Below are 16333 nucleotides of genomic sequence, written 5' to 3' on the forward strand. Positions count from 1 at the left end.
CGTGAAAGACAGCGCGGCTCTCAGGCCGCTTGCGTTGGCGTCAAAGGCGTCAGCCGGGTTCGCTCGCGCGTTCGAGCATGGCGTGCAGCAGCACGTTCGCGCCCGCCTCGATCCATTCGATCGTCGCGTCCTCGACCTCGTTGTGGCTGATGCCGTCGATGCATGGCACGAACACCATCGAAGTCGGCGCGACCGTCGCGAGATAGCACGCGTCGTGGCCCGCGCCCGAAACGATCTCGCGGTTCGAGTAGCCAAAGCGCTCCGCCGCCGCCCGCACGGAGTTCACGCAGGCCTTGTCGAACGGCACCGGTGCGTAATAGAAAATCTGCTCGAGCTGCGTTTCGAGCTTGCCTTGCTCGGCAATCCTTTCGATGCCTTCGCGCAGTTCGGCGTCCATCTGCGCGAGCACGTCGTCCCGGGGATGGCGGAAATCGATGGTAAAGAACACGCGGCCCGGAATCACGTTGCGCGAATTCGGATGCACCTGCATCATGCCGACCGTCGCGCAGGCCAGCGGCGCATGGCGCAGTCCGATTTCGTTGACGAGCTGCACGACACGCGAGGCGCCCAGCAGCGCGTCGCGGCGGCGTGGCATGGGCGTCGGGCCCGCGTGCGCTTCCTGTCCGGTGAGCACGACTTCGTACCAGCGCTGGCCCTGCGCGTCCGTGACGACGCCGATAGTCTTGTGTTCGGCTTCGAGTATCGGCCCCTGCTCGATATGCAGCTCGAACGCCGCGTGAATCTTGCGGCCGCCACACGGCAGTTCGCCCGCGTAGCCGATGCGCTGCAACTCCTCGCCAATGGTCTTGCCGTCGACATCCTTGCGCGAGAGGCCGTAGTCGAGCGTGAAGACGCCCGCGAACACGCCCGAGGCGACCATGGCCGGCGCGAAACGCGAGCCTTCCTCGTTGGTCCAGATCACGGTTTCGACGGGGCGCTCGGTTTGAATGCCGTGATCGTTGAGCGAGCGGATCACCTCGAGACCGCCCAGTACACCGTAGATGCCGTCGAAGCGCCCGCCCGTGGGCTGGGAATCGGCGTGCGAGCCGGTCATCACCGGCGGCAGGTCGTCGTTGCGCCCCGCGCGGCGCATGAACACGTTGCCCATCTGATCGACGCTCACCGTGCAGCCCGCCTCTTTCGCCCATTGCACGATGAGATCGCGCCCTGTCTTGTCGAGGTCCGTGAGCGCGAGGCGGCACACCCCGCCCTTGGGCGTGGCGCCGATCTTCGCCATCTCCATCAGGCTGTCCCACAAACGCTGGCCGTTCACGTGAATCGCGGTCGTCAGCGCGGCTTCGCTTACTGCGTTCATGCGTGTTCTCCTGTCCGTGTTCGTCAAACGTGCATTCGTGCCACCTTCTGGGGCGGGAAGATCCATGGCGGTGCACGCTCGAATGGCGCTTCACGACTCCCGAAACCTCGCCCCGCGAATCCTGTCCGATTGGACAGGTTGTAGACGATAAACTTTGCGAATTCAATGCGGTGTTACCAGCGAGAAGCGTGCCATCGATGCTGCAGTGCGCGAAAACGCCCCCGCGCTCCGCGCGTTTTCCCCGAGGGCGGTGAATGCACGAGGCGCTTACATCGTGACTACAATGAAGCCGACATGGGCGCGGCAGCCGTGCGCCGCCTCTTCCCTTCTGAACGGACCGACCATCATGCGCGACGACGAACCCACCACGCGAGCCGCGAACCACGCGATGCGAGGCCCGGCGCACGAACGGGATGCCGCTGACGCAACGCACAAGCCGCGTCGGCGCAAAGCCGCCATTCGCGAGTCGAACGAAGCGCATCTGCTCGCCTGCGCGGAGGCCGTGTTCGCCGAGCGCGGCTTCGAAGGCGCGAGCACGGCGCTGATCGCGGAGCGCGCCGGCCTGCCGAAGGCCAATCTGCACTACTACTTCCCGACCAAGCTCGCGCTCTACTGGCGCGTGCTCGACGATCTGTTCGAGGAATGGAACGCGGCGGCCAACACCTTCGACGCGAGCGACGATCCGGTCGAGGCGATTGGCGGTTACGTGCGTGCGAAGATGGAACTCTCGCGGCGCAGGCCGCTGGGGTCGAAAGTGTGGGCGAACGAGATCATCAGCGGCGCGACGCATATGCAGGACATCCTGCTCAAGCGTGTGAAGCCGTGGATGGAAACGCGCGTGAAGCTGATCGATCGCTGGATCGCGGAGGGATTGCTCGCACCCGTCGATCCGAAAACGCTGCTTTTCATGATCTGGGCGACCACGCAGCACTACGCCGATTTCGAGGCGCAAATACGCGCGCTCTCGGGCAAGCGCGCGCTTTCATCGGCGGGTTTCGAGGCGAGCACCGAGGAAGTGGTGCGGCTGATTTTGCGCGCGAGCGGCGCGCGCTCGCCTGGGCATTGAGCGAAACACGATTGCCGCCCTTTTTCCGCCCCGTTCCAAAACAAACGATGGCGCGAAATACTAAAACCGTGGCGTCCAATCGCAAATGCGAGATCCGCGTTTGCCGTATCGTGCGACTTCAACCATGAACCCAGTACCGACGACGCTTCGTGTGAAGAATCACGCCATGACGGTCGGGCCGCGCCAGCATGCTGCGCCTCGCTACGCGAGGTGATCGTCTTCCCCGCACGGATCAACAAGACGGCTGAACGCGATCACCATTTCCTTAGGATCACGTATGAACGACATCGCAGGATACGACTTCGAAGACCTGGCACCCGGGATGAGCGCGAGCTTCGCCAAGACCATTACCGACGCGGATATCGTGCTGTTTGCCGGCGCCTCGGGCGACAACAATGCCGTGCACATCGATGAAGAGTTCTCGCGCAAGACGCCCTTCAAGGGACGCATTGCGCACGGCATGCTCAGTGCAAGCATTATTTCCGCGGCCATCGCCGGCCGGTTGCCGGGCCCCGGCACGATCTATCTCGGGCAGAACCTGCGCTTCAAGGCGCCGGTCAGGCCGGGCGATACCGTGCAGGCCACGGTGACGGTCCGCGAACTCATTCCGGGCAAGCGCCGGGTCGTGCTGGACACCATCTGCACCGTGCAAGGCAAGGTTGTCATCGACGGTGACGCGCTCGTCATGCCCACTTCGCGCGCGGATCGCGCCAGCGAAGCACGTTGCGAAGACGCTTCGACGCATACCGCAGTGGAACCGGCATGAGCAATCACTTCAATATGCCCGACGAAGTCGCGCACGGCTTTTCCCGCTCGGCAAAAGATTTCCTGAACGCATTGGCCGGTATTCCGGCGAGCGCAGCCGTTGCGCCGGCTGTCATGCATGAAGCCGGCACTCGCTACTGGGAACAGCAGTGGGCGCTGTGGACGACCGTGCTGAACCCGCAGGCGGCAGCCGGTCAGGCATCCCGCGACCCACGGTTTCGGGCCGACGAATGGACCAGCAACGCCTGGTACAACCTGCTCCGGCAGAGCTATCTGGCCAACGCGGGCCTGCTCGAAGACATGGTCGGCGCGACCGGCTATAACGAGAGCGAAAAGCACAGGCTGCGCTTTTTCATGCGCCAGTTCATCGATGCGGCGAGCCCCACCAACTATGCCGCGACCAATCCCGATGCGATCCGGATGGCCATCGAGTCGAACGGCGCCAGCCTTCGCACGGGCATGACCAATCTGGTTGGAGACCTCGCGCGCGGCACCATTACGATCACCGACGAAGCCGCCTTCGAGGTGGGTCACAACGTTGCCGTGTCCAAAGGCGCGGTGGTCTTCGAGAACGCCCTGTTTCAGCTGATCCAGTACGCCCCGCTCGGCACGCACGTAGCGAAGCGTCCCTTGCTGATCGTGCCGCCTTGCATCAACAAGTTCTATATTCTCGACCTTCAGCCTGAAAACTCGTTTGTTCGCTTCGCCGTCGAGCAGGGACAAACGGTCTTCATGGTGTCGTGGCGCAATCCCGATGCGGAAACTGCGCATACGACATGGGACGACTATCTGGAAACGGGCGTGATGCAGGCCATCGACGTCGCGCTTGCGATTACCGGCGCGGACAAGGTCAACACGGTAGGCTGGTGTGTGGGCGGCACGATCCTCTCTTCGGCGCTCGCGGTGATACGCGCGCGCGAAGAAGAAAAGGTTGCGAGCCTGACGCTTCTGACGACCATGCTCGACTTCACCGATCCGGGCGATCTCGGCGTGTTCATCGACGAGCAAACCGTGCTGCAGCGTGAGCATTCGATAGGCAGCGGCGGCATCTACCCGGGGCGCGAACTCGGCTTCGTGTTCCAGATGCTGCGCGCCAACGATCTGATCTGGCCAAATGTGATCAACCACTATCTGAAGGGAAAGAGCCCCGCGGCGTTCGACCTGCTCTACTGGAACGCCGACAGCACCAATCTGCCCGGCCCCATGTACACCTGGTACCTGCGCAACATGTACCTCGAAAACAACCTGCGCGAGCCCGGCAAGCTCACCATGTGCGGCGTGCCGGTCGACCTCGGCCGCGTCGACATGCCGGCCTACGTGCTGGCGACCCAGGAGGATCACATCGTGCCGTGGAAATCGGCATGGCGCAGCACCCGGCTCCTTGGCGGCGAAGCCCAGTTCGTGCTCGGGGCGAGTGGACACATCGCCGGCGTCATTAATCCGGCGACAAAGAACAAACGGAGCTATTGGGTCGACAGCGGCCCGAGCGGCAATCCTGAAAGCGACGCTGAAGAGTGGTTCGCTTCTGCGCAGCAGACTTCGGGCAGCTGGTGGAATCACTGGATCGCGTGGCTGCAGCCGCATGCGGGTGGTCAAGTCAAGGCGCGCACGAAGCTCGGAAGCACGAAGTTTCGGCCGATAGAGCCCGCGCCTGGCCGTTACGTCAAGGCGCGGGTGAATTGAGTCCACGTGCACGAGCAGTCATGGCACGTGCTACGTGCTCCTGATTGCCTCCGGGTGACCCAATTCACGCTGATGCGCACTGAATCATTCGCTGTGCATCCTTCATAAATCCATGGGCGGGTTGAAACGCCGAACGCGATTTTCTGACTACACTCCAGATACACGTGCTCACTGAGCACGACCTCCCGATTGCGGCGTGGCTTCACTATCGGTCACTTTATGCGCCGCGATTCATGCCATCGCGGCGCGATGTCTATGGGAAGCCCAGCGCATGTTCAAGAAGCGGATTCGCGCAGCATTGCTGGGGCTTTTCGTCGCCGCCATCGCGCCTGCCAGTCACGCGCAATACATGACCGACTGGCTCGCCAACACCTTCGGCACGCTCGCCGCACACGTCGGCAACGGCGCGCGCTCGATGTGGGTCGCGCCCGAAGGTGTCATCTATACGTCATCGCGCTGGGACGAAAACGCGGGTGGCGTCGCGCTCTACCAGAACGGCGCAACGCTCGGCACCATCGGTGCGCACGACGAGTTCCAGGGCAGTGCGATCACAGGCAACGCGACGTCGATCTTCGTCGCGCTCGGTTATAGCCGGGCGTACGGCAGCGGATCGGTGGGCCGTTACAGCCGAAGCTCGAAGACCCGTGACCTTCGCATTGCCGTGAGCACCTGGACCGGCATCCAGAACGCGGACGTGATCACCGGCCTCGCGACTGCGGGCACACTCCTCTATGCCAGCGACTATTACGGCAACCGCGTACGTGTGTACACGACCGACGGCGTCTGGCAACGCGACATCGGCGTCCAGCAACCCGGTGCACTCGCAATCGACGGTGCGGGCAACCTCTGGGTCGCACGCGCGAACGCCGGTGTGATTGCGCAGTTCAGCCCGGCTGGCGCGGCGATGAACACGATCCAGATGGCCGCGGGCGGCCGGCCATCGGCGCTCGATTTCGACGCACCGACGAACCAGCTGCTGGTTGGCGACGAAGGTCCCGACATGAACATCAAGTGTTATGCCCTGACCGGGGTGCCGGCGCTGGTCGGCACGTTCGGTGTACAGGGCGGCTATCTCGACACCACGACGGGCATCAAGGGGCAGGTCGGCGACAAGCGCTTCACGCGCGTCGCCGGTATCGGCAAGGATGCGGCGGGCAATCTGTACGTGCTCAACAACGCGTGGGGCGGCGACTGGGACCTCGGCCGCAACGGCAGTACCGACATTCATTCGTACAACTCAACGGGCACGCTGCAGTGGACTTTGCAAGCGCTCAATTTCGAGGCGGTCGCGGCACCCGACCCGGCAACCGATGGCGCGAACTTCTACAGCGGCAACACCATCTACACGGGTGCATCGGGCGGCACGTTCGTCGCAAACACGATCGATCCATTCAGCTGGCCGACTGACCCGCGCCTGAACATGAACGACTATCAGCGCGGCCAGCTTTTCGGACAACTCGTGGTGGTGGGCGGCAACCGCATTCTCGTCGCCTCCGGGCAGAATCCCGACACCTTCAACTTCTTTCATTTCCAGCCGTCGAGCGGGTACATTGCCATTCCCGACGGCTCGATCCCGGGCAAGGCGTTCAATACGAATACGAAGGTGACGGGTGGCTTCGCGATCGACGGCAATGGCAACGTCTGGGCCGGCCTCGACCGGACCAACCAGATCTACCATTACCCGCTGACCGGCTTCGACGCGAACGGCAAGCCATCATGGGGCGCCGCCAGCACGATCCAGATCCCGCGGACCGTGCGCCCGCTCACGCGCATCGTCTATCAGTCGGACAGCGACACGATGATCCTCGCGCAAGGCATTGCGGGGAGCTGGGACTGGACAGCCATGAACGGGCACATCGAGATCTATCGCGGCTGGAAAGCGGGCAACACGAGCGCGCCGGGCCCGGTGATCGATCTCACCAGCGCGAATCCGAAATCGATCGCGGCAGCGGGCCATTACCTGTTCGTGGGCTACGTGCATACGGTACCGAATATCGACGTGTTCGACCTGAACACCGGCAGTCTCGTCACGACATTGACGAACTCGAACCCGACGGCGATGGATGTCGGCAACGACGTGGATTCGATGTACGGCATCCGCGCGTACCTGCGCTCGACCGGCGAATACGTCGTCACGAAAGACAATTACAACGGATCGAGCGTCGTGGTTTATCGCTGGCACCCGTAACAGCTGACCTTGCTCGGCTCGCAACTCGTGCGGGTAGCGCGCGGCGAACTGGCGCTCGTGAATGCGATTGCCGGCTATGAAACGCAGATGCGCCGTTATGGCTTTCACGCGGTGGCCGAATCGCGCAAACAGTTCGACGAGCGCGACGCAATACATCGGCCCATTGTCGGAAGCTTTGCGCTCGGTGCGATGCGCACGGCAATGCGCGTCGTCAACAATGTGCCGCCACTGAAGCGGCGCATGATCGATTCGGAAAACCGCTTTCGCGGCAGCGAAGAAGAAGACGCAATGGCTTCGCATTAGGACACGCGGCCGGGCCTGACCCCGCCTACGCCCGGATGTCGCCGACTCCTCGCTTCATTAAAAGCGTTTGGTGAAAGCGCTTTGTTTGCCCGAACCCACGCCATTCGCTAGCATTTCTTCGCCAACCTGGCCCATCTCAGCTGCCAGCCCGGACAATCTACCTATAGGCTGCGTCGTTTACCGAGTCTGCAAATCATACGAATGGTATTGATTCGCAATGCGAATCAACTGAGCGAAGACGTGGCTTTCTAATCGCCGTATCCTGCAGCGATACATCATTGCGTTCCGCTTATGAGGGGCGGCGTCGCGATGAAGATAGTCCTTCTGAACCATGCCGACGACGCGCACCGGGGGAGCGCGTTGCGGCACATCGCTTGCGCGCCTGTTGGCCAACGCGCGGAGCGGTTTTGCGCGGGCAAGTCGGGCATTTGAAGCGGCTTGCGCGAAATAGGGGGAACGATGAACCGATCAACCAAGCAGACCGTGGTATGGGTGCTCGCTCTGGCCCTGTCGGGTGCCGCTTATGGTGCGGGCGGCGGTAACGGCGGAGGGAACGGCGGCGGTAATGGTGGGGGCAACGGCGGCGGTAACGGCGGCGGCAATGGCGGCGGCGCGGGTGCTGGTGCTGGTGCGGGTGGTGGTCACGGCTCAGGGTCGGGCTCAGGCTCTGGGTCGGGCGCAGGCTCTGGGTCGGGCTCAGGCTCAGGCTCGGGTTCGGGATCAAGCTCGGGCTCCGGTGCAGGTAGCTCCGGCGCAGGCAGTTCCGGCGCAGGCAGCTCCGGCGCAGGCAGCTCCGGCGCAGGCAGCTCCGGCGCAGGCAGCTCCGGTGCAGGTAGCTCCGGTGCAGGTAGCTCTGGCGCAGGCAGTTCCGGCGCGGGTAGCTCCGGTGCAGGTAGCTCTGGCGCAGGCAGTTCCGGCGCGGGCAGCTCCGGCGCAGGCAGTTCCGGTGCGGGTAGCGCCGGTGGAAGCAGCGCCGGTGGCAGTAGCGCTGGGGCAGGCGGTAGTTCGAGTGCGGGTAGCTCCTCAGGTAGCGCGAGTGCAGGCGGCCCCGGTGGACCTATGGGCCGCGGCGGCTCACCAGGTATGAGTGCACGGACGGCCATGGTCGAAATCGTGCCGCCTCCTCCACCTGCGCCGATCATCGACGCACCGGTTACAAACGCATATAGCCCACCGCCGCACTCGGATTATCGTCCGAATGCGTTGGTGATACCCACGCCAGCGGGGAGCGACAATGCCCCGCCGCCGAGCGCGACCACGTCGGTCCGGGGCACAACCACCGGGGCACCCACTGCGCCGGTGGCGAACTACGCGCCGCCGCCGGGCGTACCGCGTCCGCCCCCCGTTGCGGTCGCAAGACCAGCTGCCGAGCCGGTTGCGAACGACTACGGTCCGCCGGGCGTATCCGGTACGAGCAGCGGCGCGGGCCACGGCGCCGGTCCTGCACGGGCCGCGAACAACTCAGGCTCGCCTGGCGTGGGCGGCACGACCAAAGCGGGTTTCGCGGTGGACACGGGCGGGTACGAACCACCGATCCTGACCCCAACGAGCACGCCATAGACGCATTCGTGCTCTCGCGCGACACATCGCTTTGGATTCGGCACGGTGACGCATCGCCGTGCCGAAATCTTGTGTAGCAGCGCCGATGAGCGACCCGCAGCACGAGTACAAATTGATCAAGATCAATGCACTGTGAAATGCCGGGCGCATGGTGAATCAGCCGCGGCTGACCATGCTGAGTGTGGCCGATGGCATGGCGTCCGGCTCCGGGCCACGCAGCGCCATGCTGATGCGGGCAGTGCTCTACTACGTCAGCGAATTCCCCGAGCAGGTTCATCACCCCAAAGAGGAGCAATACCTGTTCGCGCGGCTTCGCAATCGCACCGAAGAATTCGACGCTGTCATCGGGGAACTCGCGCGCCAGCACGAGGGCAAGCTGCGCGTTCATGCACTCGAACGCGCACTCACACGCTATGAACTGGCCGGCGCCGACATGCTGCCGGCGTTGCGCGAGGGCGTGTATGGTTACGCGAACTTCTACGCCAGTCACCGGCACCTGGAAGAGTCCGTCATCCTGCCGGCGCGCAACCTTATTTGACGCTATCGGACTGGGTGGCGATCGACGAGGCGTTCGGCGCGAATCGCGATCCGTTCGAGAGTCTGGAGACCGAGGACAATCTTAACGATCTTTACAGATTGATCGTCCAGACGATGCCCGAAGCGTAAGCCTGAGCGACTTCACGCGATGTGCATCGTGGATCGCCGCCCGTCCGGACTTGCAGACGCTCGATCGAGCCCTGGGTCTAGCGCGAAAAAACATCTGCAAACGGACTACACGAATTCACGGCAACGTGGCAAGCCTGCGGCAAACAACCGCAGCCCAAACGCCAGATGAGCTTGGGCCGTGCAATCAGTCCGCGTCGTACACTGTGCGTTTCGACGCTCGTAGCCCGGAACGCCGTCGTGCCCATTCACTATCTGCGCAGCTTCACCTCTGTCGAACGCACCGAGCGGGCCAACCTGCGGCTTGGCCGTGCACTGGCGTGGGTCGCCGGTGCAATCAACGCCGGCGGGTTCCTCGCCGTTGGGCAATACACGTCGCATATGTCGGGCATCGTCTCGTCGCTTGCCGACAGCACCGCGCTCGGCGAGAGCGGCATCGCGTTGTCCGCTATCAGTTCGATCCTTGCTTTCGCGAGTGGCGCCGCGACGTCCGCCATTCTGATCAACTGGGGACGCCGCCGTTGCGCGCGCAGCGTCTACGCGCTGCCACTCCTGCTCGAAGCCGCCCTGCTCCTTTGCTTCGCCGCGCTCGGCGCGAATCCCGGCATCCATCGCGTTCTCTTCGTGCCGCTGACGGTGGCTGTGCTCTGTTACATCATGGGCGTGCAGAACGCCATGATCACGAAAATCTCGCAGGCCGAAATCCGCACGACGCATGTGACCGGCATCGTGACGGATCTGGGAATCGAACTTGGGAAGGCGCTCTACTGGAACTGGGGCGTGCCGCCTTCAGCGGCGCATCACGTGGCGGCCGACATGCAGCGCGTCCGCGTACTCGGCTCCCTGCTCGGAATGTTCCTGCTTGGCGGAACGCTGGGCGCCGTGGCTTTCCGGCATTTTGGATTTGCCGCGGGCGTGCCCTTGTCGATGCTGCTGGTGATCCTGGCGAGCGTGCCGGTGACCGACGATTTGCGTCGCCTGCCGCTGCGCGACCTGTTTTGACGAATACGTCGGTCGCCGGCGGCCAATACCCGCCAACTCATTCGCTTATCAGAAACCGGTCGCGATTCTTCGCGTCCTTGATCCAGTTCGGCGCGCGTCCCCTGCCGGACCAGGTCGCGCCGCTTGCGGGATCGCGATATTTCGGCGGCGCCGCGCTATGCGAAAGCCCGGACCTGCCGCGACGACTACCAAAGATGTCCTGCTGCGTGTACCCGAATTCGGCCACCTTGGCGCGGATATCCGCGAGAACCGTCTCGAACTCCTGTTGACGGGCGACGACCGCCTGACGCTCGAGTTCCGCGAGTTGCGCCTTCAGTTCCTTGTACGTTGCCACGAATCGTCTCCTGCGCGTGGACACCATTCGCCAATCATAGTGGCTTTCGCTCACACCCCCTTCCAACGTGATCACCCGACATGCGCAGCGGGCACAGCAAGCCCACGCGGCAGACCGTTCAGGCCGTGACGAAGACGATTGCCCCCGCATCGGCAACCTGGGCGAACAACCGTACGAAACGATAGCTTTGCGCCTGGATAGTCAGTTCGTTGAGCCCGGAGCGCGTGCCCTCCAGTATCGCCCGGGCCACGGGTTCCGGAATCGCGCCGAGGTGCGCCCAGTCTTCCGGCAACAGCGCGGGATCGCCCAGATAGACCTCGTTTTTCCCGCCAGGCGTGCGAACGAGAATCAGGCTTCCCCCCTTGTCGAGCGCAATCTCCAGGTACTCGGACAAGGTCGCCAACGCCTCTGTGTCGACATCGCGGGCTGCATGTGTGTTCGAAGTCATAGGGGGGCCACGCTGAGTAGTATGTCGATCACTATCGTACCCCCGCTCCTGCCTGTTCGGCGCATTTTGGCAGCGGGATGCGTTCAGGGATGTAGCCCGAACATACCGTGCCAGATCGTACTAAAGAGGTTGGCGTGACGACGATCGTCGGACTTTTGCGACTCCTCGTCGCCTGCGCCGTGCGACGAAGACGGCGGCACGGCCTGGTCCGGCTCTGCGGCATTGCGCGACGCGGCGCTGTCCGCCTGACGCGACAGGTGCAGCGCGATAGCGCCATCGGCAATGCGCCCGGCCAGTTGGGATTCGCAATCACTCGCGAGCAGTGCACCGAACACGACGTCGCGGTTGTAGCCCTGCTCCGCGAAGCGCATGGCCACGCTCACGTGCCGCGTATACGCCTCCTGACGCGCGGCCTCCTGCAAACGCGCCTCTTCTTCCCGCTCACGGGCCATACGCCCCATCTCCTTGGCATAGACCGCGTCGTAGACGCTGCGCTGCGCCGGATCGGAAAGAATCGCGTAAGCCTCCTTGATCTCCTGGAACTGCGCATGAGCAGCGGCTTCGCGTCCCATATTACGGTCGGGATGCGCTTTCATCGCGGCCCTGCGGTAGGCCCGCTTGATATCGGCGTCGCTCGCGTCGTCGCTTACGCCCAGCAAGTCATACAACGTCGCCATGGCTCGCACAAATGGAAGTGAGATGCGGTCGATCGTAGCATGTCGTCCGCAGATGCACCGCGCATGCGATGACGATCGCCAACCGGCAACCGGTCAATTGTCCTAAGCAAACAGGCCGCGGAAATCGAAATCCGCCTGCGCCACCAGCGCGCAGCACCCGGGTACTCAGCGTCGAACCCGTGTCCAGCGACACCAGTCGTGGTGATCGAGATTGCGCAGCAAATCGGCCCTGCGCCGTTCGCGCCGATAGTGAGCGGTGACACCAACTGCGGCTATTACGAGCACGATCGTGCCGGCAGCCATACCCAGCCAGGACTGGTCCACGTCAGCCTCCTCGGATCCATGCGGATCGCAACCCAATTGTGAGCAACGCACTCTGAATATAGCCTGTCCGTGTGACAGACTATGCGGTCTCGACCGCCAATCAGCGCACGCGGGCGACCGCTCTCAGGAGCGCATCGCCTTGAGGCGTCACGCGGGGCGTAGGGAAGCCGGATTCGGGCGTATCGACGATGACCAGGTGAAGATCGCGAAGCGCACCGAGTTCCTCCCGGTCCGGCTCGATCCGCCCCGGCGCATTCTTTATCAGCATCAACGTGGCAAGTTCGTGGGGGCTCAACATGTCATTTCCCTCCCGCTTGATCCTGTTTGATCACGCTTCTTCGCGGCTGCGAGCGCACTCGCGGCCCGAATGCGATGCGTGCTACCGCAGCTTCGCCGCAGTCTCCGCCGCGATGTCCATGCATGCGCGCGTGTACCCGGCCGCCTGCGAAGCAACCCACGGCAACATCTCGACCTGGTTGCGGACAAATTGCTCGGGCGTCTGCACGGACAACATGCCTTCGAAGTGCTGTTGCGAGCCAGCGAATATCGACCTGCAAGTCGCGAGATTCAGGCGTGAGAGTTCACAAAAGCCATCGAATAGATGACCGGTCAACGTAGTGAACTTTGCGGCCCACGATTCGCTTCCCGCCGCCGCGAATTTTTGATTAGACATACTAATTTACCCCCCCGTGCATTTCATCAATCGTTATGTCTGTATCGACCGCGTTTGATGTATGGCTTCTCAACGCGCGTAGCGTTGCTCATTCAGAAGCGAATGCCGGTGTCGATCTAGAGCCTTGATTCTAACTTTGTTAAATCCGCCTCATGAATGCTAGTTGAGTCAGGAGTTTCCCCAATTTATTACGCGGATGGATTCACCCCGAAGTATGGCGGCGGCAAGTGCAGAACAGGCTTGTGAAAAGTTGACTTGTCAGCCTGGATCTCAGCCAGTCAGACAAGAAAAGACGAATTACGGGTTTTGCGCTGTCTGGTGAGGCAAGAAGTCAAACAAGGTACCGCTTGCGATGAGGATTCATCGCAAGCGGATTGGGAGTGCAGCGCTGTTGCGCCCTCGAGCAAGGGTGAACGGGCCAATCAATGCGCGCTGACTTTCACCGCATTGCGTTGCGCAAGCAGCTCGCGTATGCGCGCCAGATGCAGATCGCCAACGGCCGTATGAACGGGCTCGACCTTGCGGGCCCGACGCGCAGCAGGCGGCCACGCGCCGAGGTATCGGCACAGCGCGGAAACGAACGGCCGCTTCCCTCCACCAGCAAGCCGCCGGGTCGCAGCGGCAACGCGATCCGCCCCTACATTTGCCACCAGCCATTCAAACGCCTGACGGTCTTCGTCATTCACAATGCGAATTAGCGATTCCATGCGACGCTCCTACTGGACATAAACACATACTGTGAATTTATACAGTATTCTGCGTCAGCGCAAGCCAGGTTTGAACTGGCTCCTGGGAGCGTTCGCCGGGGTAAGGAAAGATCGGGAGTCGCGTTCTGGCGGCGTTGCCTCGGATGGAAGCGCGGGCGAGACGCTACTCGCTGGCCGCGGCGTCCTCTTTCTGGGCTTTCAGCCGGTTTCTCACGGCCGTCACGCCCAGCACTGGCCTCGCCGCATTGCCCGCGCGCGAGATCTGCCAGGTCTCCGGGACGGTGCCCGAGAGCGTGACGACGCCATGGCTGACCCGAATGTGAATGTCCGAATCGTCGAGATCCGGAACGCGCCTGATGGCACGGCGAACGTCACGCACCACCGAGGTATCCGGCCGGCTTCCGGGTGTCGATGCCGAGACACGTTGCACGGCCACACCGGCCAGCTCGCTCACACCGGTTTGCGCGTTCGCATTGGCAGCGCAGCTCGCGATAGCCACGAACACCATCGCGCCGATCGTTCCATTCGCACCGTTTCTGTTCATGCTGCCTCCATCGGGTCGAGTCAACCGAGGAAAAGCGCCGCCTCTACGCGTATGTTCGCACAGGTATTCACGCGTCGCGTTCACGATGGCCTGCCCCGACCCGATGCCTGCCCGAGCGCACACGCAGATGCAGCGGATGACTTCGGCGCCGCACTGCGCTACCCTAACAACTCCGATACAAAAAGTCGTCGTATAACCATGTCACACATCAGCACCGGCGTCGAATACGGGCTGCATTGCCTGCTCTATCTTGCCGGCACGTCCGCCGGCGTGTGCGAGGCGAGCGTGCGCGACCTCGCGGAAATGCAGGGCGTGCCCGTCGATTACGCCGCCAAGCTCTTCACACGCCTCGCCAAAGCCGGCATCGTCGAGTCGACCGAAGGCATACGCGGTGGCTTCAGACTCGCGAAACCCGCACGCAATATTTCGGTGCTGGATGTCGTCGACGCCATCGACGGCGAAAAGGCGCTCTTCGACTGTCGCGAAGTGCGCCGGCAATGTGCCGTTTTCGACGACGAGCCGCCGGCATGGGCCACACGCGGCACCTGCTCGATCCATGCCGTGATGCAGGGCGCCGAGCGCGCCATGCGCGCGGAGCTCAAGCAACACTCGATTGCCGATCTCGGCACCCGCGCGTATTCCAAGGCGCCTGCCAGCTATCACCATCATGTGGTCGACTGGTTCACGGAGCGTGCCGCCAATCGGCGCGGGTAACATCCGTCGCTTTACAAGACCTTCCAGCATGCGAAAAAACGCGGAGCCTCCAACGAGGCTTCCGCGTCCAATCCGATCCGTCGTTATCCTGAAGGATCAGGCAACCACGATGCGCAGCGGATCTGCGGCGATGAGCGCTTGCTCGCGGTCCGCGCGAGGCGGATAGATCCATTCGGAGTTGATCTGGTGCTTGAGCCTCTTCGCCTCGGCGCCCTGCAACTTCACTTCGCGTTCCCAACCTTCGGTATAGACCGCGCCCCACGGGCCCAGATCCAGACAGGTCACGTACTTCGGCTGGCTATACGGAATCGGCGCGAGGCCGAGCAGATCGGCGGCCGCGTTGTGGCCTGCCGAGCGCCCCAGGTTCATCGCGTGCTGGCACGACATCATCGTGTGATTGCCTTCGTCGTCGGTGGCTGCACGGGCGACGTCGCCGGTCGCGTAGACACCGGGCACGCCCTCCACCGCGAGATTGCGATCGACATGCAGACGTCCCATGGCGTCGAGGCGGCCCGGAATCTGCGCGGTCAACGCGCTCGCGCGCAGCCCGGCCGTCCAGATCACCGTGTGCGATTCGATACGCTGGCCGTCCATTGTCGTGACGCCGCCGGCATCCACTGAAGCCACACCCGAGCCGAGCTTCCAGGTCACACCGAGCGAACCCAGCGCCTCTTCGATCACGGGACGCGGGCCCGCGCCCAGATCGGGGCCGATCGCATCGTTACGCTCGACGATGATCACCTTCACATTCGCTCGCTCGCCCAGCGCCGCGCGCAGGCGTGCCGGCATTTCCGTAGCGGTCTCGATGCCGGTGAATCCGCCGCCCGCCACCACCACGGTATTGCGCGCGGGCGAGTCCGGCTGGCTGGCCAGACTGCGGATGTGCGCTTCCAGTTCGACCGCTTCGTCGGTCTGGTCCACGCTGAAGGTGTGATCGGCCAGGCCCGGAATCGACGGGCGGAACAGCCGGCTGCCAGTGGCGAGCACGAGGCGGTCGTAGCCGAGCGTAGAGGACTGGCCGTCGACATCGGTCAGATCCACCGCGCGGCGCTCCACGTGGATGCGTTCGACCGTGCCCTGGATGAACTTGACGCCAGTCGCATCGAAGATCTCCGTGAGCGGCGCCCGGAAGTTCGCGGGGCCCTCTTCGTACAGACGCGGACGGACATGCAGATGCGGGTCCGGCGCGACCAGCGTGATCTCCACGTCCGTGCGCTCCTGCTCATCGAGCAGCCGCGCCGCGCTCAGCGCGCTCCACATGCCGGCGAAGCCGGCCCCAATAACAAGAATACGCTTCGACATGTGTGCTTCTCCAATGCAGGGATACGGGATATCGGTGGACTCGCGCCGCGCCTGAGCAACGCATA

19 protein-coding genes are annotated in these 16333 nt (G+C 63.3%); 11 read left to right on the forward strand and 8 right to left on the reverse strand.

The features are described 5' to 3' along the window. Positions 1–49 precede the first annotated feature (49 nt). Complete coding sequence (locus AB4Y40_RS12525) at positions 50–1315, reverse strand: Zn-dependent hydrolase (RefSeq protein ID WP_368687942.1); 1266 nt, start codon at positions 1313–1315, stop codon at positions 50–52. A 388-nt stretch (positions 1316–1703) separates the two neighbouring features. Here AB4Y40_RS12525 and AB4Y40_RS12530 point away from each other — a divergent pair, with 388 nt between their 5' ends. From AB4Y40_RS12530 to AB4Y40_RS12565, 8 genes are all read left to right on the forward strand, one after another. Next, positions 1704–2381, forward strand: a complete 678-nt coding sequence (locus AB4Y40_RS12530; RefSeq protein WP_368688090.1) for a TetR/AcrR family transcriptional regulator — start codon at positions 1704–1706, stop codon at positions 2379–2381. 277 nt (positions 2382–2658) lie between these two features. After that, positions 2659–3147: a MaoC family dehydratase gene (locus AB4Y40_RS12535; protein ID WP_368687943.1), complete on the forward strand. Its 489-nt coding sequence runs from the start codon at positions 2659–2661 to the stop codon at positions 3145–3147. Beyond that, positions 3144–4829 (forward strand): class I poly(R)-hydroxyalkanoic acid synthase, encoded by a 1686-nt coding sequence (gene phaC / locus AB4Y40_RS12540; protein WP_368687944.1) that lies wholly within the window; start codon positions 3144–3146, stop codon positions 4827–4829. Before AB4Y40_RS12535 ends, phaC begins: the two co-directional genes overlap by 4 nt. A gap of 271 nt (positions 4830–5100) precedes the next feature. Further along, on the forward strand, positions 5101–7017 hold the full coding sequence (locus AB4Y40_RS12545) for an SMP-30/gluconolaconase/LRE-like region family protein (protein WP_368687945.1): 1917 nt from the start codon (positions 5101–5103) through the stop codon (positions 7015–7017). Between the two features lie 9 nt (positions 7018–7026). Next, positions 7027–7320, forward strand: coding sequence for a hypothetical protein (locus AB4Y40_RS12550; RefSeq protein WP_368687946.1), 294 nt, complete (start codon positions 7027–7029; stop codon positions 7318–7320). 1708 nt (positions 7321–9028) lie between these two features. Continuing rightward, a complete protein-coding gene (locus AB4Y40_RS12555) occupies positions 9029–9418 on the forward strand; it encodes a hemerythrin domain-containing protein (RefSeq protein ID WP_368687947.1) in 390 nt (129 codons plus the stop codon). Next, positions 9415–9546 carry a hypothetical protein gene (locus AB4Y40_RS12560; protein ID WP_368687948.1) on the forward strand — a complete coding sequence of 44 codons (132 nt, stop codon included), beginning with the start codon at positions 9415–9417 and terminating at the stop codon, positions 9544–9546. Before AB4Y40_RS12555 ends, AB4Y40_RS12560 begins: the two co-directional genes overlap by 4 nt. A 237-nt stretch (positions 9547–9783) precedes the next feature. Next, complete coding sequence (locus AB4Y40_RS12565) at positions 9784–10545, forward strand: YoaK family protein (protein WP_368687949.1); 762 nt, start codon at positions 9784–9786, stop codon at positions 10543–10545. A gap of 37 nt (positions 10546–10582) precedes the next feature. On the opposite strand, the gene AB4Y40_RS12570 is transcribed toward AB4Y40_RS12565, so the two are convergent. The 3 genes from AB4Y40_RS12570 to AB4Y40_RS12580 form a co-directional block, all read right to left on the reverse strand. Further along, a complete protein-coding gene (locus AB4Y40_RS12570) occupies positions 10583–10879 on the reverse strand; it encodes an H-NS histone family protein (protein WP_368687950.1) in 297 nt (98 codons plus the stop codon). Between the two features lie 118 nt (positions 10880–10997). Then, complete coding sequence (locus AB4Y40_RS12575; protein WP_342921722.1) at positions 10998–11327, reverse strand: hypothetical protein; 330 nt, start codon at positions 11325–11327, stop codon at positions 10998–11000. An 83-nt stretch (positions 11328–11410) separates the two neighbouring features. Continuing rightward, on the reverse strand, positions 11411–12004 hold the full coding sequence (locus AB4Y40_RS12580) for a DnaJ domain-containing protein (protein WP_368687951.1): 594 nt from the start codon (positions 12002–12004) through the stop codon (positions 11411–11413). Between the two features lie 198 nt (positions 12005–12202). Here AB4Y40_RS12580 and AB4Y40_RS12585 point away from each other — a divergent pair, with 198 nt between their 5' ends. After that, positions 12203–12370, forward strand: a complete 168-nt coding sequence (locus tag AB4Y40_RS12585) for a hypothetical protein (protein ID WP_176732827.1) — start codon at positions 12203–12205, stop codon at positions 12368–12370. Positions 12371–12428: 58 nt separating this feature from the next. Here AB4Y40_RS12585 and AB4Y40_RS12590 read toward each other — a convergent pair whose 3' ends face one another. Then, positions 12429–12626, reverse strand: a complete 198-nt coding sequence (locus tag AB4Y40_RS12590) for a hypothetical protein (RefSeq protein WP_028204658.1) — start codon at positions 12624–12626, stop codon at positions 12429–12431. Positions 12627–12707: 81 nt separating this feature from the next. Next, positions 12708–13001 carry a phasin family protein gene (locus AB4Y40_RS12595; protein ID WP_368687952.1) on the reverse strand — a complete coding sequence of 98 codons (294 nt, stop codon included), beginning with the start codon at positions 12999–13001 and terminating at the stop codon, positions 12708–12710. Between the two features lie 482 nt (positions 13002–13483). Here AB4Y40_RS12595 and AB4Y40_RS12600 point away from each other — a divergent pair, with 482 nt between their 5' ends. Next, positions 13484–13699, forward strand: coding sequence for a hypothetical protein (locus tag AB4Y40_RS12600; RefSeq protein WP_368687953.1), 216 nt, complete (start codon positions 13484–13486; stop codon positions 13697–13699). A gap of 172 nt (positions 13700–13871) precedes the next feature. On the opposite strand, the gene AB4Y40_RS12605 is transcribed toward AB4Y40_RS12600, so the two are convergent. Further along, positions 13872–14252 (reverse strand): BON domain-containing protein, encoded by a 381-nt coding sequence (locus tag AB4Y40_RS12605; RefSeq protein WP_368687954.1) that lies wholly within the window; start codon positions 14250–14252, stop codon positions 13872–13874. Between the two features lie 198 nt (positions 14253–14450). Between AB4Y40_RS12605 and AB4Y40_RS12610 the strand changes: the two genes are divergently transcribed. Further along, a complete protein-coding gene (locus AB4Y40_RS12610; RefSeq protein WP_368687955.1) occupies positions 14451–14966 on the forward strand; it encodes an Rrf2 family transcriptional regulator in 516 nt (171 codons plus the stop codon). A gap of 96 nt (positions 14967–15062) precedes the next feature. Here the strand turns inward: AB4Y40_RS12610 and AB4Y40_RS12615 are convergent, their stop codons facing one another. After that, complete coding sequence (locus AB4Y40_RS12615; RefSeq protein ID WP_368687956.1) at positions 15063–16268, reverse strand: NAD(P)/FAD-dependent oxidoreductase; 1206 nt, start codon at positions 16266–16268, stop codon at positions 15063–15065. Positions 16269–16333 lie beyond the last annotated feature (65 nt).

The organism is Paraburkholderia sp. EG287B (assembly GCF_040965595.1).
Classification (GTDB): Bacteria; Pseudomonadota; Gammaproteobacteria; order Burkholderiales; family Burkholderiaceae; genus Paraburkholderia.

Bases quoted from the DNA above. Each gene is read 5' to 3' on its own strand.
- AB4Y40_RS12525 (WP_368687942.1), bottom strand. From the start codon at position 1,315: ATGAACGCAGTAAGCGAAGCCGCGCTGACGACCGCGATTCACGTGAAC.
- AB4Y40_RS12530 (WP_368688090.1), top strand. From the start codon at position 1,704: ATGCGAGGCCCGGCGCACGAACGGGATGCCGCTGACGCAACGCACAAG.
- AB4Y40_RS12535 (WP_368687943.1), top strand. From the start codon at position 2,659: ATGAACGACATCGCAGGATACGACTTCGAAGACCTGGCACCCGGGATG.
- phaC (WP_368687944.1), top strand. From the start codon at position 3,144: ATGAGCAATCACTTCAATATGCCCGACGAAGTCGCGCACGGCTTTTCC.
- AB4Y40_RS12545 (WP_368687945.1), top strand. From the start codon at position 5,101: ATGTTCAAGAAGCGGATTCGCGCAGCATTGCTGGGGCTTTTCGTCGCC.
- AB4Y40_RS12555 (WP_368687947.1), top strand. From the start codon at position 9,029: ATGGTGAATCAGCCGCGGCTGACCATGCTGAGTGTGGCCGATGGCATG.
- AB4Y40_RS12575 (WP_342921722.1), bottom strand. From the start codon at position 11,327: ATGACTTCGAACACACATGCAGCCCGCGATGTCGACACAGAGGCGTTG.
- AB4Y40_RS12580 (WP_368687951.1), bottom strand. From the start codon at position 12,004: ATGGCGACGTTGTATGACTTGCTGGGCGTAAGCGACGACGCGAGCGAC.
- AB4Y40_RS12590 (WP_028204658.1), bottom strand. From the start codon at position 12,626: ATGTTGAGCCCCCACGAACTTGCCACGTTGATGCTGATAAAGAATGCG.
- AB4Y40_RS12595 (WP_368687952.1), bottom strand. From the start codon at position 13,001: ATGTCTAATCAAAAATTCGCGGCGGCGGGAAGCGAATCGTGGGCCGCA.
- AB4Y40_RS12600 (WP_368687953.1), top strand. From the start codon at position 13,484: ATGCAGATCGCCAACGGCCGTATGAACGGGCTCGACCTTGCGGGCCCG.
- AB4Y40_RS12605 (WP_368687954.1), bottom strand. From the start codon at position 14,252: ATGAACAGAAACGGTGCGAATGGAACGATCGGCGCGATGGTGTTCGTG.
- AB4Y40_RS12610 (WP_368687955.1), top strand. From the start codon at position 14,451: ATGTCACACATCAGCACCGGCGTCGAATACGGGCTGCATTGCCTGCTC.
- AB4Y40_RS12615 (WP_368687956.1), bottom strand. From the start codon at position 16,268: ATGTCGAAGCGTATTCTTGTTATTGGGGCCGGCTTCGCCGGCATGTGG.